This is a genomic window from Streptomyces sp. SudanB5_2050 (assembly GCF_964272335.1).
GTDB lineage: Bacteria > Actinomycetota > Actinomycetes > Streptomycetales > Streptomycetaceae > Streptomyces > Streptomyces rochei.
Genome location: NZ_OZ186760.1, coordinates 3,675,896 through 3,695,483 on the forward strand (window position 1 = coordinate 3,675,896; position 19,588 = coordinate 3,695,483).

The 19,588-nt window shown below is 72.9% G+C and carries 26 protein-coding genes; 7 read left to right on the forward strand and 19 right to left on the reverse strand.

The window, feature by feature from the left end; genetic code table 11:
* Positions 1 to 20: 20 nt before the first annotated feature.
* Entirely contained in the window at positions 21 to 626 is a 606-nt protein-coding gene (locus ACFZP7_RS16305; RefSeq protein WP_046248496.1) for a TetR/AcrR family transcriptional regulator, read from the reverse strand.
* 189 nt (positions 627 to 815) lie between these two features.
* Here ACFZP7_RS16305 and ACFZP7_RS16310 point away from each other — a divergent pair, with 189 nt between their 5' ends.
* Positions 816 to 1,571 (forward strand): HAD family hydrolase, encoded by a 756-nt coding sequence (locus ACFZP7_RS16310; protein ID WP_385634682.1) that lies wholly within the window; start codon positions 816 to 818, stop codon positions 1,569 to 1,571.
* A gap of 81 nt (positions 1,572 to 1,652) precedes the next feature.
* On the opposite strand, the gene ACFZP7_RS16315 is transcribed toward ACFZP7_RS16310, so the two are convergent.
* Together ACFZP7_RS16315 and ACFZP7_RS16320 are read right to left on the reverse strand one after the other, a co-directional pair.
* Positions 1,653 to 2,426 (reverse strand): HAD family hydrolase, encoded by a 774-nt coding sequence (locus tag ACFZP7_RS16315; RefSeq protein ID WP_385634683.1) that lies wholly within the window; start codon positions 2,424 to 2,426, stop codon positions 1,653 to 1,655.
* A complete protein-coding gene (locus ACFZP7_RS16320; RefSeq protein ID WP_078855149.1) occupies positions 2,426 to 3,307 on the reverse strand; it encodes a GntR family transcriptional regulator in 882 nt (293 codons plus the stop codon). The genes ACFZP7_RS16315 and ACFZP7_RS16320 overlap by 1 nt, the downstream gene beginning before the upstream one ends.
* 145 nt (positions 3,308 to 3,452) lie before the next feature.
* Between ACFZP7_RS16320 and ACFZP7_RS16325 the strand changes: the two genes are divergently transcribed.
* Positions 3,453 to 3,641 (forward strand): hypothetical protein, encoded by a 189-nt coding sequence (locus tag ACFZP7_RS16325; RefSeq protein WP_385634684.1) that lies wholly within the window; start codon positions 3,453 to 3,455, stop codon positions 3,639 to 3,641.
* 180 nt (positions 3,642 to 3,821) lie between these two features.
* Complete coding sequence (locus ACFZP7_RS16330) at positions 3,822 to 4,007, forward strand: hypothetical protein (protein WP_031019907.1); 186 nt, start codon at positions 3,822 to 3,824, stop codon at positions 4,005 to 4,007.
* Positions 4,008 to 4,181: 174 nt separating this feature from the next.
* Here ACFZP7_RS16330 and ACFZP7_RS16335 read toward each other — a convergent pair whose 3' ends face one another.
* From ACFZP7_RS16335 to ACFZP7_RS16345, 3 genes are all read right to left on the reverse strand, one after another.
* On the reverse strand, positions 4,182 to 5,474 hold the full coding sequence (locus ACFZP7_RS16335; protein ID WP_385634685.1) for a GNAT family N-acetyltransferase: 1,293 nt from the start codon (positions 5,472 to 5,474) through the stop codon (positions 4,182 to 4,184).
* 60 nt (positions 5,475 to 5,534) lie between these two features.
* Complete coding sequence (locus tag ACFZP7_RS16340) at positions 5,535 to 6,533, reverse strand: asparaginase (RefSeq protein ID WP_385634686.1); 999 nt, start codon at positions 6,531 to 6,533, stop codon at positions 5,535 to 5,537.
* Positions 6,534 to 6,626: 93 nt separating this feature from the next.
* Positions 6,627 to 7,280, reverse strand: a complete 654-nt coding sequence (locus tag ACFZP7_RS16345; protein ID WP_029393641.1) for a hypothetical protein — start codon at positions 7,278 to 7,280, stop codon at positions 6,627 to 6,629.
* 179 nt (positions 7,281 to 7,459) lie between these two features.
* Between ACFZP7_RS16345 and dtd the strand changes: the two genes are divergently transcribed.
* On the forward strand, positions 7,460 to 7,885 hold the full coding sequence (dtd, locus tag ACFZP7_RS16350; protein ID WP_029393642.1) for a D-aminoacyl-tRNA deacylase: 426 nt from the start codon (positions 7,460 to 7,462) through the stop codon (positions 7,883 to 7,885).
* A 55-nt stretch (positions 7,886 to 7,940) separates the two neighbouring features.
* On the opposite strand, the gene ACFZP7_RS16355 is transcribed toward dtd, so the two are convergent.
* Genes ACFZP7_RS16355 through ACFZP7_RS16365 form a run of 3 tightly spaced genes read right to left on the reverse strand, consistent with a single transcriptional unit; the run spans position 7,941 to position 9,946 of the window.
* Positions 7,941 to 8,906, reverse strand: coding sequence for a folate-binding protein YgfZ (locus ACFZP7_RS16355; protein WP_030971261.1), 966 nt, complete (start codon positions 8,904 to 8,906; stop codon positions 7,941 to 7,943).
* A gap of 10 nt (positions 8,907 to 8,916) precedes the next feature.
* Entirely contained in the window at positions 8,917 to 9,354 is a 438-nt protein-coding gene (locus tag ACFZP7_RS16360; protein WP_019326741.1) for a Fur family transcriptional regulator, read from the reverse strand.
* 16 nt (positions 9,355 to 9,370) lie between these two features.
* A complete protein-coding gene (locus ACFZP7_RS16365; protein ID WP_019326742.1) occupies positions 9,371 to 9,946 on the reverse strand; it encodes an FABP family protein in 576 nt (191 codons plus the stop codon).
* 263 nt (positions 9,947 to 10,209) lie between these two features.
* Between ACFZP7_RS16365 and ACFZP7_RS16370 the strand changes: the two genes are divergently transcribed.
* Positions 10,210 to 10,572 (forward strand): DsrE family protein, encoded by a 363-nt coding sequence (locus tag ACFZP7_RS16370; RefSeq protein ID WP_086876339.1) that lies wholly within the window; start codon positions 10,210 to 10,212, stop codon positions 10,570 to 10,572.
* Between the two features lie 70 nt (positions 10,573 to 10,642).
* Here the strand turns inward: ACFZP7_RS16370 and ACFZP7_RS16375 are convergent, their stop codons facing one another.
* Both ACFZP7_RS16375 and ACFZP7_RS16380 read right to left on the reverse strand, forming a co-directional pair.
* On the reverse strand, positions 10,643 to 11,407 hold the full coding sequence (locus tag ACFZP7_RS16375) for a glucose 1-dehydrogenase (protein ID WP_109204522.1): 765 nt from the start codon (positions 11,405 to 11,407) through the stop codon (positions 10,643 to 10,645).
* A gap of 28 nt (positions 11,408 to 11,435) precedes the next feature.
* Positions 11,436 to 12,248: an SDR family NAD(P)-dependent oxidoreductase gene (locus ACFZP7_RS16380; protein WP_385638462.1), complete on the reverse strand. Its 813-nt coding sequence runs from the start codon at positions 12,246 to 12,248 to the stop codon at positions 11,436 to 11,438.
* Positions 12,249 to 12,419: 171 nt separating this feature from the next.
* Between ACFZP7_RS16380 and ACFZP7_RS16385 the strand changes: the two genes are divergently transcribed.
* A complete protein-coding gene (locus tag ACFZP7_RS16385) occupies positions 12,420 to 13,049 on the forward strand; it encodes a TetR family transcriptional regulator (RefSeq protein WP_019326746.1) in 630 nt (209 codons plus the stop codon).
* A gap of 9 nt (positions 13,050 to 13,058) precedes the next feature.
* Here ACFZP7_RS16385 and ACFZP7_RS16390 read toward each other — a convergent pair whose 3' ends face one another.
* From ACFZP7_RS16390 to ACFZP7_RS16425, 8 genes are all read right to left on the reverse strand, one after another.
* The gene (locus ACFZP7_RS16390) at positions 13,059 to 13,319 is read right to left on the reverse strand and encodes a DUF3099 domain-containing protein (RefSeq protein WP_167545994.1); all 261 of its coding nucleotides are present in this window, start codon (positions 13,317 to 13,319) and stop codon (positions 13,059 to 13,061) included.
* Between the two features lie 100 nt (positions 13,320 to 13,419).
* Entirely contained in the window at positions 13,420 to 13,707 is a 288-nt protein-coding gene (locus ACFZP7_RS16395) for a DUF1416 domain-containing protein (RefSeq protein WP_006139129.1), read from the reverse strand.
* 34 nt (positions 13,708 to 13,741) lie between these two features.
* A complete protein-coding gene (locus ACFZP7_RS16400) occupies positions 13,742 to 14,587 on the reverse strand; it encodes a sulfurtransferase (RefSeq protein WP_019326748.1) in 846 nt (281 codons plus the stop codon).
* 129 nt (positions 14,588 to 14,716) lie between these two features.
* Positions 14,717 to 14,797 carry a putative leader peptide gene (locus ACFZP7_RS16405; protein WP_350203226.1) on the reverse strand — a complete coding sequence of 27 codons (81 nt, stop codon included), beginning with the start codon at positions 14,795 to 14,797 and terminating at the stop codon, positions 14,717 to 14,719.
* A gap of 229 nt (positions 14,798 to 15,026) precedes the next feature.
* Positions 15,027 to 15,764, reverse strand: coding sequence for a DUF2993 domain-containing protein (locus ACFZP7_RS16410; RefSeq protein ID WP_019326749.1), 738 nt, complete (start codon positions 15,762 to 15,764; stop codon positions 15,027 to 15,029).
* Between the two features lie 149 nt (positions 15,765 to 15,913).
* On the reverse strand, positions 15,914 to 17,347 hold the full coding sequence (locus ACFZP7_RS16415; protein WP_385634687.1) for a hypothetical protein: 1,434 nt from the start codon (positions 17,345 to 17,347) through the stop codon (positions 15,914 to 15,916).
* A 2-nt stretch (positions 17,348 to 17,349) separates the two neighbouring features.
* Positions 17,350 to 17,604 (reverse strand): MoaD/ThiS family protein, encoded by a 255-nt coding sequence (locus ACFZP7_RS16420; protein WP_019326751.1) that lies wholly within the window; start codon positions 17,602 to 17,604, stop codon positions 17,350 to 17,352.
* Between the two features lie 62 nt (positions 17,605 to 17,666).
* Complete coding sequence (locus tag ACFZP7_RS16425) at positions 17,667 to 18,527, reverse strand: alpha/beta hydrolase (protein WP_220671837.1); 861 nt, start codon at positions 18,525 to 18,527, stop codon at positions 17,667 to 17,669.
* A 266-nt stretch (positions 18,528 to 18,793) separates the two neighbouring features.
* On the opposite strand from ACFZP7_RS16425, the gene ACFZP7_RS16430 reads away from it, so the two are divergent.
* Entirely contained in the window at positions 18,794 to 19,570 is a 777-nt protein-coding gene (locus tag ACFZP7_RS16430; RefSeq protein ID WP_019326753.1) for a response regulator transcription factor, read from the forward strand.
* The last annotated feature ends 18 nt before the right edge of the window (positions 19,571 to 19,588 follow it).

Genomic DNA, 19,588 nt, shown 5'->3' on the forward strand with positions numbered 1-19,588 from the left:
GTCCCGACGGGGTTCGCCCCTCACGCGAGCCGCGGCAGCCCGGCCGCCAGCACCCCGAACGCCCGCTCCGCCGCCGCCATCGCGTCCCCCCGCACGTCGGCCACCCGCTCCCCGGCCGCGATCCGCCGCCAGTTCTCCTGTGCGAGCACCCGCTGTACGGCGACGATCTGCCCGGCCGCGAGCCTGGCGTCCAGGTCCCCGCCCAGGGCCCGGCCGAGTGCCGCCTCCGACCGCTCCAGGTGCGTGTGCAGCCGGGCGACGAGCGCGGGCGTCCCGTACAGCAGCGCGTGGAAGGCGAGCACGTCGGGATCGTCGTTGAGCCCGGTCACCGGGTCGCACCGCTCCAACCCCGCAAGGAAGTGCCGCCGCAGCGCCACGAGCGGCGCGGGCCCCTCCCCCGCCACCCGCGCCGCCTCGCCCTCGTGGTCGGCGATGCGGTGCAGGACCAGATCCTCCTTGGCCGGGAAGTACCGGAAGAGCGTCGGCTTGGACACCTCGGCCGCGGCGGCCACCTCCGCGACGGACACCGCGTCGAAGCCCTTCTCCACGAAGAGCCGGATCGCGGTGTCCGACAGCACCTGGATCGTCCGCTGTCTCTTGCGCTCACGCAGGCCGGGCTCGCTCATGGGGCGAGCCTACGCACCGGCGGCACGGTCCCCGGCCCGCTCCCGGTGCCACCGCACCGGCGCGACCGTCCGCTGCCGGGCGACCGGACGCCCGCCGCCGCTGATCCGCACCCCTCGGGGAGGGCGCGGCGCGCTGTGCGCGCCCGTGTCGTGACGACGGCTCCGCGCCCCGTGCGGGAGACTGCCGCCGTGATCCACACAGCCTTCGGACGGGCGACCGCCGACGATCCGGCCGTACCGCTGCGCGCCTTCTGGTCCGTCCGCGCGGTGCTGTTCGACTTCGACGGTCCCGTCTGCGATCTGTTCGCGGGCTCCACCACGACGGAGGTGGCCGAGCAGATCAAGCGGACGGCCCGGCGGCACTGGGGGCCGCTCGACCCCTCGGTCGAGGAGTGCGGCGACTCCCACGGCGTCCTCGGTCCGCTCAGGGAGATGTACGAACGCTCCGCCCGCGGCCTCAGCGCGCTCCCGCTGGAACTCGCCGAGGCCGCCGTCACCGCCCTGGAACGGCGTGCCGTGCGCACCGCGGTGCCCACTCCTCACCTGCACGCCCTCGTGGACCTGTTGCTCGCCCACGGCAAACGCCTGGTCGTCGTCAGCAACAACGCGGAGGGACCGATCCGGGACTGCCTGGGCCGTCTGGGACTGGAATCGAAGTTCGACGGTGTCTTCGGCCGGTCGCCGCACGACGCCCGGCTCATGAAGCCGCATCCGGACTGCGTGCACCGAGCCCTGCGCCACCTGGCCCTGCCCTCCTCCGCCTGCCTGCTCGTCGGCGACCAGCTCACCGACCTCGACGCCGCCCGGTCGGCGGGGACCGGTTTCCTCGGGCTGACCCGCGCCGCGGAGCGCGCGCGGCAGATGGCGGAGCGGGGAGCGGACGCCGTGGTCTCCTCGTACCTCCCGGTGCTGCGGGCCGCCGACGCGTTGTCGTTCCGCGAGTAGCGGTGGCGGTGACGGTGGCCGTGGCCGTGGAGGGCCCCGGAGCCGGCCTCGGGCACGAGCCGCCGGACCGGGCGCCGGGGCCTACCTCCGCACCACTCCCAGCACCGCTTCGAGGGAGTCGACGAGCACCGGCGCGCCGGCGGCCCGCAGTTGCTCCGCCTTGCGGTCGTTCCGCGCGTAGCCCAGGAAGGGAACACCGGCCTTCCGCGCCGCGGCCACGTCGGCCGGGGAGTCACCGATCATCAGTGCCTTCGCCGGGGGAACGCGCATCGCGTCGAGGGCGCGGTCGAGGCAGTACGGGTCGGGCTTGAGCAGGTGCGGGTCCTGGGTGCGGCCGTAGATGTGGGGGGCGAAACAGCCCAGCAGACCCCGCGTCGCCAGGTACTCCCGCACCGCGCGGGGTGAGTTGTTGGTCGTGATCGCGAGGCCGACGCCGAGGGCGGCCCAGGCGCGGATCAGGGGGTCCGCGTACGCGGTCGGCCTCGCGCCGGGCACGGCCCGCAGCTCCTCGCGGGTGAGCCGTTCCTCGAACTCGTCGACGAGATCCTTCGGATGGCTGCGGTGGACCGCGCCCAGCAGGACGTGCGGGTCCGAGTGGTCCCGCTCCTCGGGAGGCAGCAGTTCCTTCAGCCCTGCCTTCTCCAGCCAGTCCACCAGTGCGGCCGCCACCCGGTCCGCCGAGTAGCCCGCGAAGAGCCTGCAGACGGGGCCGTCGAAGTCCCACAGGACGAGGCGGGCACCCGCGACCAGGTCCCGCAGCCTCTCGGGCCGCTCGGACCCCCCGGCCCGCGCGGGCTGCTCGGCCCACCCGACTCGCCCGCCCACCGGTTCCGCCTGATCCGTGTCGGACGCCACTAGGAGAGTGTCATCTCCGTGGTGATGGTCCCCCACAGGGCGTCGAACCACTTCTGCGACTCCTCCACGAACGCCGCGTCCCGGTGCCCCGCCCGCTTCAGGGAGGAGAAGAGCAGCGACTGGGAGCCCAGCGCGTCGTACATCTCCAGCGTCCGGCTCTCGTACTCCTCCTCGCGGCGGGTCACCAGGTAGTAGCCGAAGAGCGCCTCCTCGCCGTTGAGCAGGTAGAGCTTCGACGGCGGGGTGAACGGCAGCGCGCGGAAGGCCACCCGCACGTCGACGTGGGGGTGCACCTTCCGCACACCGCGCAGGTTGTGCTGGAGCACCCTGGCCTGGGCGTTGCGCATCTGGAGCCAGCGCTGGTGGACCGGGTCGTCGGCCTCCTCCTCGACCAGGACGGGGAAGGCGAGCGGGATGTACCGGGACGGCATCAGCACCCGGAAGTCGATGGACTCCGGGCGGACGCGGCCCTCGTGGATCAGGCGGAGCGGCTCGCTGAGGGCCAGCATCAGCGTCTCCGAGGTGTGGCACACGACGTCGACCTTCACGCGCGGCGCCGAGAACGCCTCCACCAGCCGCGGGCCGAGCGCCACCATCGTCGGCTGCGGTTGGTCGTCCGGGACCGGGGTGGACTCGGCGATGCGGGGCGGGCTGCCCTTGCTGACGTTGGTGAGCAGCCCGTCCTCCTGGAGCGCCCGCAGCGCCTGACGGACGGTGCCGCGCTCCACCCCGAACTCGTCGGCCAACTCGGCCTGGGTGGGCAGGCGGTCGCCCGCCCTGAGCTGCCCCTCGCGGATCCGGTCCCGCAGGATGTCGGCGATCTCCTGGGCCGAGAGCCTTCTGCTGCCGTTCACGGACACGTTCTCCTGGGTCACGACCAAACGCTACAACTTCGGCCTACCTAGAGGTATTTGTTTGAAACTTGTTTACAGGTAGCTGCCAAGTGGGGACAACGTAGCAAAGTTGGCTGCCAACTTGAACAGTTGGCTGACGTTCCACTTCCAGGCTTCCGAAAGGGTACGAGAAATGCCCGTCCTCGCCCTCTTCTCCGCCGTCCTCGTCGTCACCTTCGAGCAGATCACCCAGTGGCGGTACGGCACCAGCGGCATCGTCGGCCTGCTCCTGCTCGTCGTCGGCGTCAAGGTCAAGAGCTCGTTCCTCAGCTCCGTCGGGGGCGTGACGCTGGCACTCCTGGTCGCACGCCCCCTGCCGTGACCCGTCAATCGCCCCTTGCCGCCCCAGTCTTGCGCAACTTCCCACCATCTTCGGACAGTTCCTCGAAAGATGGTTACGCGACTCTCCATCCGGACATAACTGAAGCTAAGTTGGCAGCCAACTTGAGCAACGTGGTCGAGCCTCACGGGGGTTGGCCACCACGGTGACAGGGGGTCCACCATGCCGCTCATCGCCATCGTCGTCGCCGCTCTGGCCGTCGGGTTCGAGCAGCTCGTGCAGTCGAGGTACGGGCCGATGGGCATCATCGCGTTCGTCGCGCTGTCCATCGGCATCAAGGCGAAGAACACCATGATCGGCGGTGTGGGCGCGGTGATCCTCGTCATGCTGCTCGCCCAGTCCGGCTGAGCCGACGTACTGCCGGTCCGGTCCCCCTTCCGGAGGGGAGCCGGGGGCCCGGACCGGCAGTCGGCACCGGGCGGAACCGGTACGACCACAACCGAAGAACGGCACGACAACCACAACCGAAGAGCACGCGCTACGGATGCGCACACCCATCGTCACCGGCAGGAGGGAGCCGTCTCAGAACATGTCCGGGCACCAAGGCCGCCTGGACGTACGCAGCAGGGCGTCGGCCACCCGGGCGGCGCCCGCTCGCTCTTCCCGGACCCGTCCCAGCGCGGCCAGCCGCACGGCCGACGCGTCACCGAGCCACAGCGCCGCCAACTCGCCCACGTCGAGCACCAGGTCGGCGCTCTCGGTGGTCGGCGCGCAGGACGCCCCGTCCGGCCCGGCCTCCAGCCGCCACCGCCCGCCGGTCAGCCCTCCCCCACTCTCGGCTCCGCTCGAGCTGGGGGACCTCCATCGGTCCACGACCTCCAGCACCAGCGACCCCTGCCCTTCGTACGCACGCGCCTCCAGCGCCCGTACGACGTCCAGGACGCGCACCCACAGCCAGTCCGCCTGCGTGGTGATCCTGGCCGCGCGCGGGTCCGGCAGCAGGTCGGGAAGCAGGTCGTCGGGGGACCGCCAGCCGCTCTTCACCGTCTGCACCCAGTCGATCGAGCACAGGTAGTGCCACAGGGCGCGCTCGGCGGCGGGTGTCACGGCCTCCAGCCAGTCGACGGTCGCCGTGTTCAGCGGCTGCTTGGCGTCGCCCCAGTGATCGTCGGTCCGGTACGAGGCCAGGCCCTCCACCTCGCCGTCCGCCGAGCGGTACACGGCGTAGCAGGGCTCGGTCCACCGGGCGCCGGACAGGTTGACGACGCCGGTGCGGGCCTGCCACCACAGGTCGACGCGGCTCACCGCGCCCGGCTGGGCCCGGCGCAGCCGCTCGTGCAGCTCGGGGCCGAGCTTGCGGACGTCCTCGCCGTCCACGAGGTCGATCCGGCCGCCGTCCTCCGGGACCGGCCGGCGCGGGTCGAGACCGGCCCGGGGCACGTCGACGGTCCACTCGGTCATGGTGGTCGCCGGCCCGAAGCCGTAGCGGCCGTAGATCGGGTACTCGGCGGCGATCAGGGTGGCGACGACGTCCCCGCGCTCCTTCGCCGCCGCCAGGTCCTGGGCCATCATGCGGGTGAGCAGGCCCCGGCGGCGGTGGGTCGCGGTGACGGTGACGTTGGAGATCGCGTCGGCCCGGACGGGGGCGCCGCCGACGGCGGTGACCTCCTGGTCGAAGGAGCGGAAGGTCGCCACGCACCGGTCGCCGTCGAAGGCGCCGAGGAGCCTGCCGGGCACGAACTGGAGGCGCCGGGCCTCCAACTGCTCGGCACCGACGGCGGGCGGCTGGAGGAATCCGGTGTTCAGGGCGCGGTTCCAGGCGGGGAACTCGGCCTCGGTGATGGGGCGTACGTCGATGTCGGTGCGGCGGGTCATGGGCTCACGGTAGGTCGGCAGACCCGCCCGCGTCGCGGCATTTCCCGGGCCCCGGCCGGTTCAGAACGCCGCCCGGATCTCCCCGACCTCGCGCCCGCCGCCCAGCAGCGGCGTACGGCCGATCCGCTCGACCACCGGGCTCTCCACCCCCAGCAGCGTCAGGGCGCGGGCCAGGACCGGGCCGAGCGCCCGGGTGGCGCCGTCCTCGACCTTGAAGGCCAGGGCGCGACCGTCCGGCAGGGCGACCGCCTGCACGGCCTCGGCGCCCATCTTGGAGAGGGTGCCGGGCACCTCGCGCATCAGCCAGGTGTCGGCGCGCCGGGTGCCGGCGACGTACTCGGGGTGCGCGCGCATGGCGTCGGCGACACGGCGCTCCGCCGAGCCGGGCTCGGCGGAGGCGAAGGCGCGGAAGGCGCGGGCCAGGCCGACCAGGCTGATCGCCATCAGCGGCGCCCCGCAGCCGTCGGTGCCGACGGCGGCGACCGGCTCGCCCGCCGCCTCCTCCACCACCCGGTGGATGGCCCGCTGGAGCGGGTGCTCCGGGTCGAGGTAGGTCTCCAGCGGCCAGCCCCGCTGGGCGCAGACGGCCAGCATCGCGGTGTGCTTGCCGGAGCAGTTCATGGTGACGCGGTCGGGAGCCTCGCCCGACGCCAGGTACGTGTCCCGCTCCTCGGGGTCCAGCGGCAGGTCGGGCGGGCACTGGAGCAGCGCCGGGTCCAGGCCGTACTCGTCGAGCATCTTGCGGACCAGATCGCGGTGAAACGGTTCTCCGGAGTGGCTGGCGGCGGCCAGTGCCAGCCGCTCCCCGACGAGCTCCAGTCCGGACCGCAGGACGCCGGCCGCCTGCATCGGCTTGTTGGCGGACCGCGGGAAGACCGGCGCCGTCACCTCCCCCAGCGCCAGCTCCACGGCTCCGTCGGCGGCCAGGACGACCAGCGCGCCCCGGTGCCGCCCCTCGACGAAACCGGACCGGACGACCTCGGCGAGGACGGGCGGCACGACGGGCGAGAGGGCGGACGTGGGGGCGGGCTGGTGCTGCGGCGGCTGGGGCGCGGGCATCGGTGGTGGGGCCTTCCGGACGGGTGACCCACCGCGCGGCGGCCCGGGGTCACCGGGCCTTCGGGAGGGCGGCCGGATCAGCCGCCCCTCGCGTCACACGAGCAGGTCGTCGACTTGTGCTTCCCCTTCACGGTACCGGCGTGCGATCTCCGCACTGCAGTCGTCCGCGGTCCGCTGGAGCCGCTGCCGGCGCCGGGAGACCTGCTGCTCGTACCGCACGAGCCGCCCCATCCCGCCGGTCAGCTCCGCGTCGGTGCGGGCCGTCAGGTCGGACAGCTCCACTTCGCCGAGCATCTCCGCCGCCAGCTGCCGGCATTCCTCGGTGCGCGGGGTGGCCAGCGTCACATGGCGGGCGGAGGACCGCTGCCGGGCCGGCGCGTCGGCCAGGATCTCCGACAGCCGTTCGACCACCGACCCCGTCGCCGCCGTGGTGACCACGGACGACGACGGCCCGCGCCGCGCCAGCTCCGCGCGCAGGATGTCGATCCGCCCCTGCAGCAGCCGTCGTACGTAACTGAGATCGGCCTCCTCGCGCTGGGCGTCCCGGCGCAGCGTGCGCAGCTCGGGCAGGCTCAGCGTGGTCAAGTCGCGCGCCCCGGCGTCCCCCGTGCCCGGGGGGCTCGCGGGCAGGTCCGCGGGCAGCTCCGGGCTGTCCGTGCGCTGCACGGGCGGCCGGGGTGCCTCCAGACCGCCCGGATATGTGAACGCGACAGTGCCCAGCGACTGCCCCGTACTCGGTGTGCTCATGTGCCTCTACCGTCCCCTCGACCGGCGTCTGAGAGCATCGTGCCACCCCAAGTGGCCGCTATGTGACCGAGTGCCCACGATCGGCCCCGATCGGCCCCAGATGGGGGGTTAGGGAGCGAAAAGAAACCCCCTACGGGCCCGGGCGCCGTCACCCTGGGGGCGCACGGCATCATGGCGGGATGCGTGCGGTAGTGCAGAGGGTGGACGGCGCGAGCGTCGTCGTGGACGGGGAGACCGTGGGGTCGGTCGACGGGGAGGGCCTGTGCGTCCTGGTCGGCGTCACCCACGACGACACGAAGGAGAAGGCGGCGCAGCTCGCCCGCAAGCTCTGGACGGTGCGGGTGCTGCACGACGAGAAGTCGTGCAGCGACATCGACGCACCGCTCCTGGTGATCAGCCAGTTCACCCTTTACGGCGACGCCCGCAAGGGCCGCCGCCCCACCTGGAACGCCGCCGCGCCCGGTGCCGTGGCCGAACCCCTCGTCGACGAGGTCGTCGCACAGCTGCGCGCGCTGGGCGCGACGGTGGCGACGGGCCGCTTCGGGGCGCAGATGCGGGTGTCGCTGACGAACGACGGCCCGTTCACCGTCCTGGTCGAGGTCTGAGGCCCGCGCCCGACACCGCCCCGGTCACCGCGCCCGTGACCGGCCCGGGCGCGTCCTACGGTTCGACGACCGTCTCCTGGGCGGCCGCCGTGTTCTCGGCCACCAGCCGGGCGTCCACCGGCACGTTCCGCTTCACCAGGGCGAGGGCGACCGGGCCCAGCTCGTGGTGGCGCACGGACGTGGTGACGAAGCCGATCTTCCGGCCGTCGGGGCCGTCGTCGGCGAGCCGCACCTCGGCGCCGCTCGGCGGCAGGTGGACCTCGCTGCCGTCCAGGTGCAGGAAGACCAGCCGGCGCGGCGGCTTGCCGAGGTTCTGCACCCGGGCGACGGTCTCCTGGCCCCGGTAGCAGCCCTTCTGGAGGTGCACGGCGGTCCCGATCCAGCCCAGCTCGTGCGGGATGGTCCGGTGGTCGGTCTCGAAGCCGAGCCGCGGGCGGTGCTGCTCGACCCGCAGCGCCTCGTGGGCGAGGATCCCGGCCGGCGGGCCGGCCTGCGCGGCGTACGCCTCCAGTTCCTCCCTGGGCAGGAAGAGGTCGCGGCCGTACGGGGTCTCGCGGACGACGGCGCTCGCGGGTGCCTCGGCGATCGAACCGGCGGGCAGGTGCACGACCGCGGTGTCGGCGGTGCGGTCGGCGACCTCGACCCGGTAGAAGAACTTCATCGACTCCAGGTAGGCGATCAGCGCCTCCTGGCTGCCGGGCTCGACGTGGGCCCAGGCGGTCGTGCCGTCGTCGACGAGGTACAGGGCGTGCTCGATGTGGCCGTTGGCGGAGAGGATCAGCGCCTCGGTGGCCTGTCCGGCGGGCAGCTCGCTGACGTGCTGGGTGAGCAGCAGGTGCAGCCAGCTCAGCCGGTCCTCGCCGGTGACCGCGACGACGCCGCGGTGGGAGAGGTCGACGAATCCGGTGCCGTCGGCGAGGGCACGCTGCTCGCGGAACAGGTCGCCGTAGTGCGCGGCGACGCCTTCGTCCACGCCCTCGGCGGGGACGGCGCCGGGCAGGGACAGCAGAGGGCTCTTCATACGCCCTAGCCTACGACTCGGTAGTTGAACCCTTCAGGGAACAGTCCTCGCACCGGCCGAAGATCGCGAAGTGCTTCATGTCGGTGTCGAAGCCGAACTGCTCCCGCAGCTTGGCGGTGAAGTCGGCGGCGACCGACAGGTCCGCCTCGATCACGTTGGTGCAGTCCCGGCACACCAGGTGGATGTGGTGGTGCCGGTCGGCCAGGTGATAGGTGGGCGCGCCGTGCCCCAGGTGGGCGTGGCTGACCAGCCCCAGCTCCTCCAGCAGCTCCAGCGTGCGGTACACGGTGGAAATGTTGACCCCCGACGCCGTCTTCCTCACTTCGCCGAGGATGTCGTCGGGGGTCGCGTGTTCCAGGGTGTCCACGGCTTCGAGCACCAGCTGCCGCTGCGGGGTCAGCCGGTAGCCGCGCTGCCTGAGGTCGCTCTTCCAGTCGGTGCTCACCACACCCCTGAGTCTAGGACTACTTGAAGAAAGCGATCCCGTCGTCGGGCATGTCGTCCGGGAGGGCCTTGGCCCAGCGCTCGACGTCCTCCGGGGTGACGACCTTCTTCAGGTGCGCCGACATGTAGGGGCGCAGCTCGACCTCGGGGGTCTGCTTCTCGCCGACCCACATCAGGTCGCTCTTGACGTACCCGTAGAGCCGCTTGCCGCCGGTGTAGGGCTGCGAGGCGGCGGTGCGGGCCACCGCGTCCGTCACCAGGTCGATCTGGGGCTTCTGGTCGGCCATCTCTCCGTACCAGATCTCGATGACGCCGTCGTCGCGGGTCATCGTGACCTCGACCTTGCGGTCGGCGTCGATGCGCCAGAAGCCGTGCTCGGACTCCAGGGGGCGGACCTTGTTGCCCTCCTTGTCCAGCACCCAGGTGTGGGACTGGTACTCCAGGAAGTCACGGCCGTCGTGGGTGAAGGAGACCTCCTGCCCGAAGTTGCACTTCTCGGCGCCGGGGAAGTCGTGCACGCCCGCGCCCGCCCAGTTCCCGAGGAGGAAGGCGAGGGGGACGAGGTCCTTGTGGAGGTCGGACGGGATCTCGATCATGAGCGGTACTTCCTGGCGTCGGTGATCAGCGCTGGCCCTGGTACAGCTTCTTCACGGTCAGACCGGCGAAGGCGAGGACGCCGACGCAGACCAGGACCAGCAGGGCTTCGAAGAAGATCTCCACGGGGTGCTCCTCGGTAAGCGGAGTGCGGTGCGTGCGCTGTGGGCACAGGGCCGGGGCCCAGCTTACGCGGCCGGGGCGGGGGCCACTGGGTGAGGTGCGCCCTCCGGTGGGCCGGAGCGGCGGGCCGTACGATGCGGCCATGGCGAAGAAGCTCGTGATCAAGGTGACGGCGGGGGCCGACGCTCCCGAACGGTGCTCGCAGGCGTTCACCGTGGCGGCGGTGGCCGTGGCCAGCGGGGTCGACGTCTCCCTGTGGCTGACCGGCGAGTCCTCCTGGTTCGCGGTGCCGGGCCGCGCCGCCGAGTTCGAGCTGCCGCACGCCGCGCCCCTGCCCGACCTGCTCGACGCCCTCCTGGCCGGCGGCCGGGTGACGCTGTGCACCCAGTGCGCGGCGCGGCGCGACCTCACCGAGAAGGACGTCATCGAGGGCGTGCGGATCGCGGGCGCCCAGGTCTTCGTGCAGGAGGCGCTGGCCGACGACGCGCAGGCGCTGGTCTACTGACCGCAGGCGCTGGTCCACTGACCGGCGCCCGCGGTCGCCGGGGCGTCCCCGGTCGTCCCGTCGCCGGCGTTCACCGCCCCATGACGTGGGCGACGGTCGGGCCGGTGGTCCAGCCGCCGTCCACCGCGAGTTCGGCGCCGGTGACGTAGGACGCGGCGTCCGAGAGCAGGAAGACGACCGCGCCGGCGATCTCGTGGGCCTCGCCCACCCGGCCCATGGGCGTGTTCGGGTACTTGCCCTCGCCGCGCTCGATGCCGACGGAGGCGGTCATCGGGGTGTACGTCATCCCCGGGTGCACGGAGTTGACGCGGATGCGGGCGGTGCCCAGCTCCACGGCGCCGATCTTCGTCAGCCCGCGTACGCCCCACTTGGAGGCGCCGTAGCCGGCCGTGAGGGCGAGGCCCATCAGGCCCGCGGCGGACGAGACGTTGACGATCGATCCGCCGCCGGCCTCCTTCAGCGCGGGGATCACGGTCTTCATGCCGATGAAGACGCCGGTGAGGTTGATGTCGAGCACCTTGCGGAAGTGCTCGACGGTCTCCGACTCCAGCAGGGTGCCGGTCGAGATGCCGGCGTTGTTCACCAGGCCGTGCAGCGCGCCGAACTCGGTGACGGCCAGGTCGGTGGCCCGCCGCCAGTCCTCCTCGGAGGTCACGTCGTGGTGCAGGAAGCGGGCGCGGGCGCCCAGCTCGCGGGCGGTGGCCTCGCCCTCGTCGTCCAGGACGTCGGTGATCAGGACGTGTGCGCCGGCGGCGACGGCCTGGCGGGCGGCCTCCGCGCCCAGGCCCCGGGCACCGCCGGTGATGATCAGGTTCTTGCCGGTCAGGTCGTGCATGGTGGGCTCCTCTGGGGGTCGGGCCGGGTCAGAAGTGGGTGCCGCCGTCGATCCGGATCTCGGTGCCGGTGATGAACCGGCCGTCCCTCGAGCCGAGCATCGCGACCACCGACGCCACCGTCTCCGGCCCGGCGAACCCCTGGCCGAGGGCGGGCGAGAGCTTGGCGAACAGGCTCATGTCGGCGTCCTCGGGCAGTCCGGGGCCGGCGCTCTGCCCGCTGGCCCCGCTGCCGTCCGTCATGCCCGAGGAGATCGAGCCCGGCTGCACGGCGGTGAAGCGGATGCCGCGCCCCGCGTACTCACTGGCCAGGGCGTGGGTCATGGACTGGATGCCGCCCTTGCTCGCCGCGTAGGCCGCCATGTACGGGTGGGCGAACGCCGCCGAGGTGGAGCTGAAGTTGATCACGGCCGGGTCCCGGCCCTCCGACAGCGCCGGGATCGCCTCGCGGATCACCAGGAAGGTGCCGACGAGGTTCACCGTCAGGACGCGGGTGAAGTCCGCGAGGCTGGTGTGCTCGGTGTGCGAGGAGCGCAGGATGCCGGCGGCGTTCACCAGGACGTCCAGTCCGCCCAGCATGTCCGTCGCGGCCTGCACGCCCTCGCGCACCGAGGTCTCGTCGGCGATGTCGACGACGAGGGTGGTGAGCCGGTCCGCGTGGGCGGCCGCCCTCTCGGCGGTGTCCTTCAGACCCGCCTCGCTGACGTCCGCGGCCACGACGGTGCCGCCCTCCGCGAGCAGGCGCTCCACGGTGGCCTGGCCTATGCCCGAGCCGGCCCCGGTGACGAGGGCGCGGCGGCCCTCGTAGCGGTTGGCGTGGTGCGTCCGGCTCATGTCGTTCATCTGGCTCATGTCTGCTCCAAGCCGGCCCGGCGTTGCCCGTCGGCCGGTCCCTTGCGGCGTCCGCTCTCTGTCCCGCGACGCCCGATTCGACTTCACGGTACGCCTGGGTGGCACACTTTGCCACTAGGTCACGGCATGCCATCGGGTGGTCGCGGGTCGTACGCTTCTGGGGTGAGCACCGAGCCGTCGCCCCCGTCCCTGACCGAGCGCCGCAAGGCGGCCACCCAGCTCGACATCGCGCACGCGGCGGCCGAGCTGTTCGGCACCCAGGGCCCGCACGCCACGACGGCCGAGGAGATCGCCCGGCGCGCGGGCGTGGCGCTGCGCACCTTCTACCGGTACTTCCGCTCCAAGCAGGACGCGGTCACCCCGCTGCTGACGGTCGGCGCCGACCGCTGGCGCGGACTGCTGGCGGACGCGGAACCGGGCAGCCCGTTGGGGCCCGCGCTGCGCGCCGCGGCGGAGGAGGCGCTGGCGGTCCCGGACGCCCGGGCCGCCGAGGCGCTGCTGCGCACGCGCGGGCTGCTGCGGGCCGCTCAGGACGATCCGGCGCTGCGCGCCGTGTGGTACCGGGTGAACCAGGAGTCCGAGGAGCGGCTCGTCCCGGTGATCGCGCGCCTGACGGACGGCGCGGCCGATCCGCTGGAGGTGCGTCTGGTGGCCGCCGCCGCCACCGACGCCATCCGGATCGCCATGGAGACCTGGGCCGACTCGGACGCGGGCGCCACGGGCCCGGGCGCACCGGCCGCACTGGCGGTGCGCTGCCTGGAACGGCTCGTCGGGGGGTTGGACCGGGGGTAGCCGCCGGGGCTAGTGGTGGCCCTTCCTGCCGTCCAACTCGTCCCACCACTCGTCGGACTTCGGGTCCCCGGAGGGGTCGTCCCACCAGCGGTCGTCGGGGCCGCGGCGATTGGCGACCACGGCCGCGAGCGGCGGGATGACCATGGCGACCACGCACATGGCGACGGCCGCGGGCACCGACCAGAGCCTGACGACCCCCCAGGCCAGGACGAACAGCGCGATGCAGATGCCCATCATCACGAAGTAGCGATGCCGCCGCCGCGCGTACATGACTCCAGGGTAGGTCCGGGATCCGGCCCCGGACATGCCGAGGGGCCGCACCCCGGGCGTCCAACCCGTGGGGTGCGGCCCCTCGCCGCCACCGTCGCCGTCAGACGGCGATCGCGACCTCCGCGAGGCCGCCCTGCTGGGCGACGACCGTGCGGTCGGCGCTGCCGCCCGGGACGAGCGCGCGGACGGTCCAGGTGCCCTCGGCCGCGTAGAAGCGGAACTGGCCCGTCGCGGAGGTCGGGACCTCCGCCGTGAACTCGCCGGTGGAGTCCAGCAGACGGACGTAGCCCGTCACCGGCTCGCCGTCGCGGGTCACCTGACCCTGGATGGTGGTCTCACCGGGCTTGATCGTCGAGGCGTCGGGGCCGCCGGCCTTCGCTCCGCACATGTCGTACTCCTGAGGGGTTGAGAGGGGGGCGGGCTTACTTGTTGGCGCCGAGCTCGATCGGCACGCCGACCAGGGAGCCGTACTCGGTCCAGGAGCCGTCGTAGTTCTTGACGTTCTCCACGCCCAGCAGCTCGTGCAGCACGAACCAGGTCAGGGCGGAGCGCTCACCGATGCGGCAGTAGGCGATGGTGTCCTTCGCCAGGTCGACCTGCTCGGCCTCGTAGAGCGCCTTCAGCTCGTCGTCCGACTTGAAGGTGCCGTCGTCGTTGGCGTTCTTCGACCACGGGATGTTGCGGGCGGACGGGACGTGACCCGGACGCTGCGACTGCTCCTGCGGGAGGTGGGCCGGGGCGAGCAGCTTGCCGGAGAACTCGTCGGGCGAACGCACGTCGACCAGGTTCTGCGCGCCGATCGCGGCGACGACATCGTCACGGAAGGCGCGGATGGAGGTGTCCTGCGGCTTGGCCTTGTAGTCGGTGGCCGGGCGCTCGGGCACCTCGGTGCCGTCGACCAGCTCGCGGGCGTCCAGCTCCCACTTCTTGCGGCCGCCGTCGAGGAGCTTGACGTTCTCGTGGCCGTACAGCTTGAAGTACCAGTAGGCGTAGGACGCGAACCAGTTGTTGTTGCCGCCGTAGAGGACCACGGTGTGGTCGTTGGAGATGCCCTTCTTCGACAGGAGCTTCTCGAAGCCCTCCTGGTCGACGAAGTCACGGCGGACCGGGTCCTGGAGGTCCTGGGTCCAGTCGATCCGGATCGCGTTCTTGATGTGGTTCTTGTCGTACGCGGACGTGTCCTCGTCCACCTCGACGATCGCGATGGTCGGGTCGTCCAGGTGCTCCTGCAGCCAGTCGGCGTCGACCAGGACGTCGCTGCGGCTCATGTTTTCTCCTCCGGGGCAGTTGCGGCGGGGCGTGCGGTGAGAGGGTGTGCGCGCTCGGGCCGGTGGCGGCGCGCGGGTGCCCAGGGCAGGGCGGGGTGAGGGGGCGCGGACGGCGGCGTCGCCGTCCGCTCAGACGGTGCGACAGAGCATGGCGGCGACGCGGCACAGGTCGACTGCCCGCCGCTTCGTGAGATCCGCCTGTCGCTTCATGGGCTCGATCGTAGGGACGGACGGCGGGCCATGTCACCGGCGTGTCGCATGATGAGACGCGATCGTCCGACATGCGGGATGCGCGCCCTCCCCGAGCGCCGCCGAGCGGCCTCCGGGCCCAACTCCGTCGCCCTGCGGGCTGCGCGGCGGACGGCATCGTCTCGCTCCCCGGACAACGGGCAGCGGACTGGGGACAGCGGGGACGCTCTCGCGGAGGGCCCCCGTCGTCCTACCCGGCCAGCTCGACGTTCGAACCCTTCACCGTGATCTCGACGCCGTCCTTCGCGGCCTCGACCTTGTCCAGCTCGATGCCGCCGGGCAGCTCGTCGATGGTCTGCTGGAAGTCGGTGATGGCCCGGATGCGGGACTCGGCGAGTTGCCTGCCGCCGATGGTCGGCAGGCCGTCGGCGACCACCTCGACGTTGTCGTCCTTGACCGTGACCGAGCTGAGGACGTCGACCGGCTGGGGAAGTTCGACGCCGAACACCGTGGCCTGGAGGGAGACCTTGATCTTGCCGTCGCCGCCGTCGGAGAGGCCGACGACCTTGGCGGTGATGCCGGGCGCGATGTCCGTGGGCTCGGACTTGGTGGCCTTCATCAGCTCGTCGTAGCCGATCGTCGCGGTGCCGGTGGCGGTGGCCGCGGTGGCGGAGCTGAAGTCGCTCGCGAAGTCGACGCCCCGCATGTTCGCGCGCAGGTGGTCGATGCGGATCTTCTCGGTGCCCTTGCCGGTCGACGCCTCGTAGTCGTCGATGCCGATCTCGACGTCGTCCAGCTCGCCGCCGGCGGCCTGGGTGAGGAAGGGGAAGCCGTTGATGGAGACGTCGGGCGTCGAGGGCAGGTTCTCGGCGCCGCGCAGCCGGTCCGCCGCCTCGCTCTCGGCGAAGTTGACCGCCACCCGGTCCGCGATCACGAAGAGGCCGCCCAGGATCACGACGACGATCAGCAGTATTCGCAGTGCGCGCATGCGGTCTTCCCCAGCCCCGGTTGGTCAACGACGGCGGTCCCCGACGACCGGTGGCCGTCCAGCGCGAGGGTAACGCGGGGCACAGGGGGCGCCGGGGTTTTGTCGATCACCTGTGACAGGCGGGGCCGGCGCCCCTGACGGCGGCCGGTTCAGCCGAGCGCCCGGCCCAGCAGGTACACCGCCGGTGCCGCGGCGGCCAGCGGGAGGGCCACGCCCGCCGTGAAGTGGACGAAGCGGGAGGGGTAGTCGTAGGCCGCCGCCCGGTGGCCGATCAGCGCGCACACCGCCGCGCCGGCCCCGAGCAGCGCCCCCGGCGTCCCGAGGTCCGTCATCGCGCCGGCCGCGATGCCCGCCCCGGCCGCCGCGAGCAGCGCGACGGCCACCGAGGCCGGGGTCGGCAGCGGCAGGGCGCGGGCCACCACGGCGACGGCCACCGCGACCGCGCCGACCGTCACGGCGTCCGCGTCGGCGGCGAGGTAACCGCCCGCCACGACGGCCAGGGCCGCCGCGGCGACGGTGGCCATCAGGCCGTACATCCGCTCGTCGGGGTCGGCGTGGGAACGCAGTTGCAGGACGAGGGAGAGCAGCACCCACACCCCGAGCGTGCCGAGGATCGCCGCCGGGGAGCGGTCGGACACCAGCATCGCCGCGTCGGCGGCCAGCGCGCCGGCGAAGCCCAGCGCGATGCCCTGCCGGGCGGGCCACATGCCGTTCAGCCGGAACCAGCCCGCCGCGGTGACCGCCTGCAGCACGACGAGCGGCACGAGGAGGGCGTAGGTGCCGAGCGCCGCCGAGCCGGCCAGCAGCAGGCCGAGCAGCGCGGTGAGTCCCGCCGGCTGCATGCCCGGGTCGATGATCGGCGACCGTCCCTCGGCACGGGCGCGCTGGGCGTCCGTGATCCGCGCGTTCCCCGCGATGGTGGCGGGACCGTAGCCGGGCTCGTAGGCGGAGCCGGCGGCGGGCTCGGCGGAGGCGTCGGGGGCCGGGGCGGCCGGGGCGGCCGGGGCCACGGTGGCCGACCGGTACTGCGGGGTCTCGTGACCGTAGGGCTGCGGCTGCGGCTGCGGCTGCGGCTGCGGCTGGGAGGGATACCCGTAGGACTGCGGGTCCGGCTGGTGCGGCCCACCGGGCTGCAGCGGCGGGAGGTACGCCGTCTCCTCGGCGGAGACCGGCGGCTGCACCTGGGTCTCCCAGGTCTGCCCCTGCCACTGCTGGGTGTACTGCGCGGCGTCCGGGTCCTCGAACCCCTGCGGGCTCTCGTAGCCCTGATACGCCTGCTGCCCGGACGGCCACGCCTGGGCGCCGTGTCCCCCGTACGGCTGATTCTGCGCGTACGGCTGGTGGTGGCCGTAGGACGGGTCGTGCCCGGAGGCTTGGCGCTGGCCCTGGCCGTACGCCTGCTCGGGCCCGTAGGACCCGTCCTGCCCGTAGGTCCCGTCCTGCCCGTAGGTCTGGCCGGGCCGCCCGTACGGCTGATGCGGCTCGTGCGGCTGACCGGGCTGGTGCTGCTGATGCGGCTGGTGCGGCTGATGCGGCTGGTGCGGCTGATGCGGCTGGTGCGGCTGATAAGGCTGGTCGGACATGCTCACCCTCCCGCGAACGGCGGGAGCACCTCGACCGTGCCGCCGTCGGCCAGCCGTACCGTCCCGTGCTCGCGCGTGCCCACGGGGTCGCCGTCGACGAGGAACGAGCAGCGCAGCAGCACGCGTGTGAGTTCGCCGGGGTGCCGCTCGCGCACCGCGCCGAGCGCGTCGGCGAGCGTGGCCGCGTCGTACGCCTCCTCGGCCACCCCCGCCGCGGCCTTCGCGGCGGCCCAGTAGCGCACCGTGACCTTTGCCATCTGGATCCTTCGTCGCCGGTGCCGATCGGCGTCGGTGCCGTTCGGCGGTGAACACCGTCAGGCTAGCCCGCCCGCGCCACCGCCCAGTCGCCGATGCGGTGCAGCAGTTCCTCGCCGGACGCGTGCTCGGCGTGGCCCATGCCGGGCTCCACCCAGAGTTCCCCGTGGTCACCGGCCGCCTCGGCCAGCATCCGGGGGTGGTCCAGGGGAAAGTAGCCGTCCCGGTCGCCGTGCACGACCAGCAGCGGCCTCGGCGCGATCCGGGGCACGGCCTCCACCGGCGACAGCGGCACCGGGTCCCAGTCCCGGTGGTGGATGCGGGTGCGCATGCCGTAGCGGCCCACCAGGCGCCCGGCGGGGCGCATCACCAGCCAGTGCAGCCGGCGCATGGGGGCCGTGCCCCGGTAGTACCAGCGCGCCGGCGCGCTCACCGACACCACGGCGTCCGTGCCGGCCTCGCGGTCGTCGGCGTACAGCGCGGCGTGCCGCAGCACCACCGAGCCGCCCATGGAGAAGCCCACGGTCACCACGCGGGCGTACCCGAAGCCGCGCGCCCAGGTGACCGCCGCCGCCAGGTCCAGCACCTCACGGTCGCCGACGGTGGACCGGCCACCGGAGGCGCCGTGCCCGCGGAAGGAGAACGTGACGACGGCGCCGTGGCGCGCGAACGCCTCGGCGATGCGCCGCACGTGCGGGCGGTCGGCGTCGCCGGTGAACCCGTGGGCGACGACGAACACCAGGTCAGCGGCGTCGGCGTCGGTGGCGCCGGGACGGTACGCGGCGTCGATCCGTACCCCGTCGGACGTACGGAGGAAGGTGCGTGCGGGGGTGCGGCGCGACGCGCGCCCAGGCGTCCCGCCGGGTGTCTCGGCATTCGGACGAATGGTGGAACGCGCCACATGACCTGCCGGTGGGTTGCTCATGTCGGCTATTCTGCTGGGCAGAGGACTCGGGCAACGTAGCCCCCGGGTCCTTTTGTGCTTTCGGGAGCGACGCCCGGCGGTCGCCGAGCGGCTGCTGGGCGTTCACCTCCCGGACGCGCGGTGGGCCCCACGGGCACGGGACCCGCCACCTGCACGAATGTACGAAGCAGTGCCGCAAACGTCCTCGCAGGGACCCAGGAGGAACCAGACGTTATGGGCGAGCGAACCGGGCACGACCACAGGGCGACCCAGGCAGGTGGGGCGCGATGAGTTCTCTGCTGCTCCTGACCAACGCCCTCCAGCCGTCGACGGAGGTGCTTCCCGCCCTCGGCCTGCTGCTGCACAACGTCCGCGTCGCGCCCGCGGAGGGACCCGCCCTCGTGGACACCCCCGGCGCCGACGTGATCCTCGTCGACGGGCGCCGCGATCTCCCCCAGGTCCGCAGCCTGTGCCAGCTGCTGCGGTCCACGGGCCTCAGCTGCCCGTTGGTCCTGGTCGTCACCGAGGGCGGCCTCGCCGCCGTCACCGCCGACTGGGGCATCGACGACGTACTGCTGGACACGGCGGGGCCCGCGGAGGTCGAGGCCCGACTGCGTCTCGCCATGGGCCGTCAGCAGATCGCCGGCGACGACTCCCCGATGGAGATCCGCAACGGCGACCTGTCGGTGGACGAGGCGACGTACTCCGCGAAGCTCAAGGGCCGGGTCCTGGACCTGACCTTCAAGGAGTTCGAGCTGCTGAAGTACCTCGCCCAGCACCCGGGCCGGGTCTTCACCCGCGCCCAGCTGCTCCAGGAGGTGTGGGGGTACGACTACTTCGGCGGCACCCGCACGGTCGACGTGCACGTGCGGCGGCTGCGGGCCAAGCTCGGCCCCGAGCACGAGTCACTGATCGGCACGGTGCGGAACGTGGGCTACCGCTTCGTCACGCCGGAGAAGCCCGAGAAGGGCGAGCGCCCGGAGGAGGCCAAGGCGAAGGCCACGGCCCGGTCCGAGGCGGAGAGCGGCGCGTCCGGCGCGGAAGCGACGTCGACCAAGGTGTGATACGCCCTGCCCGGGGCG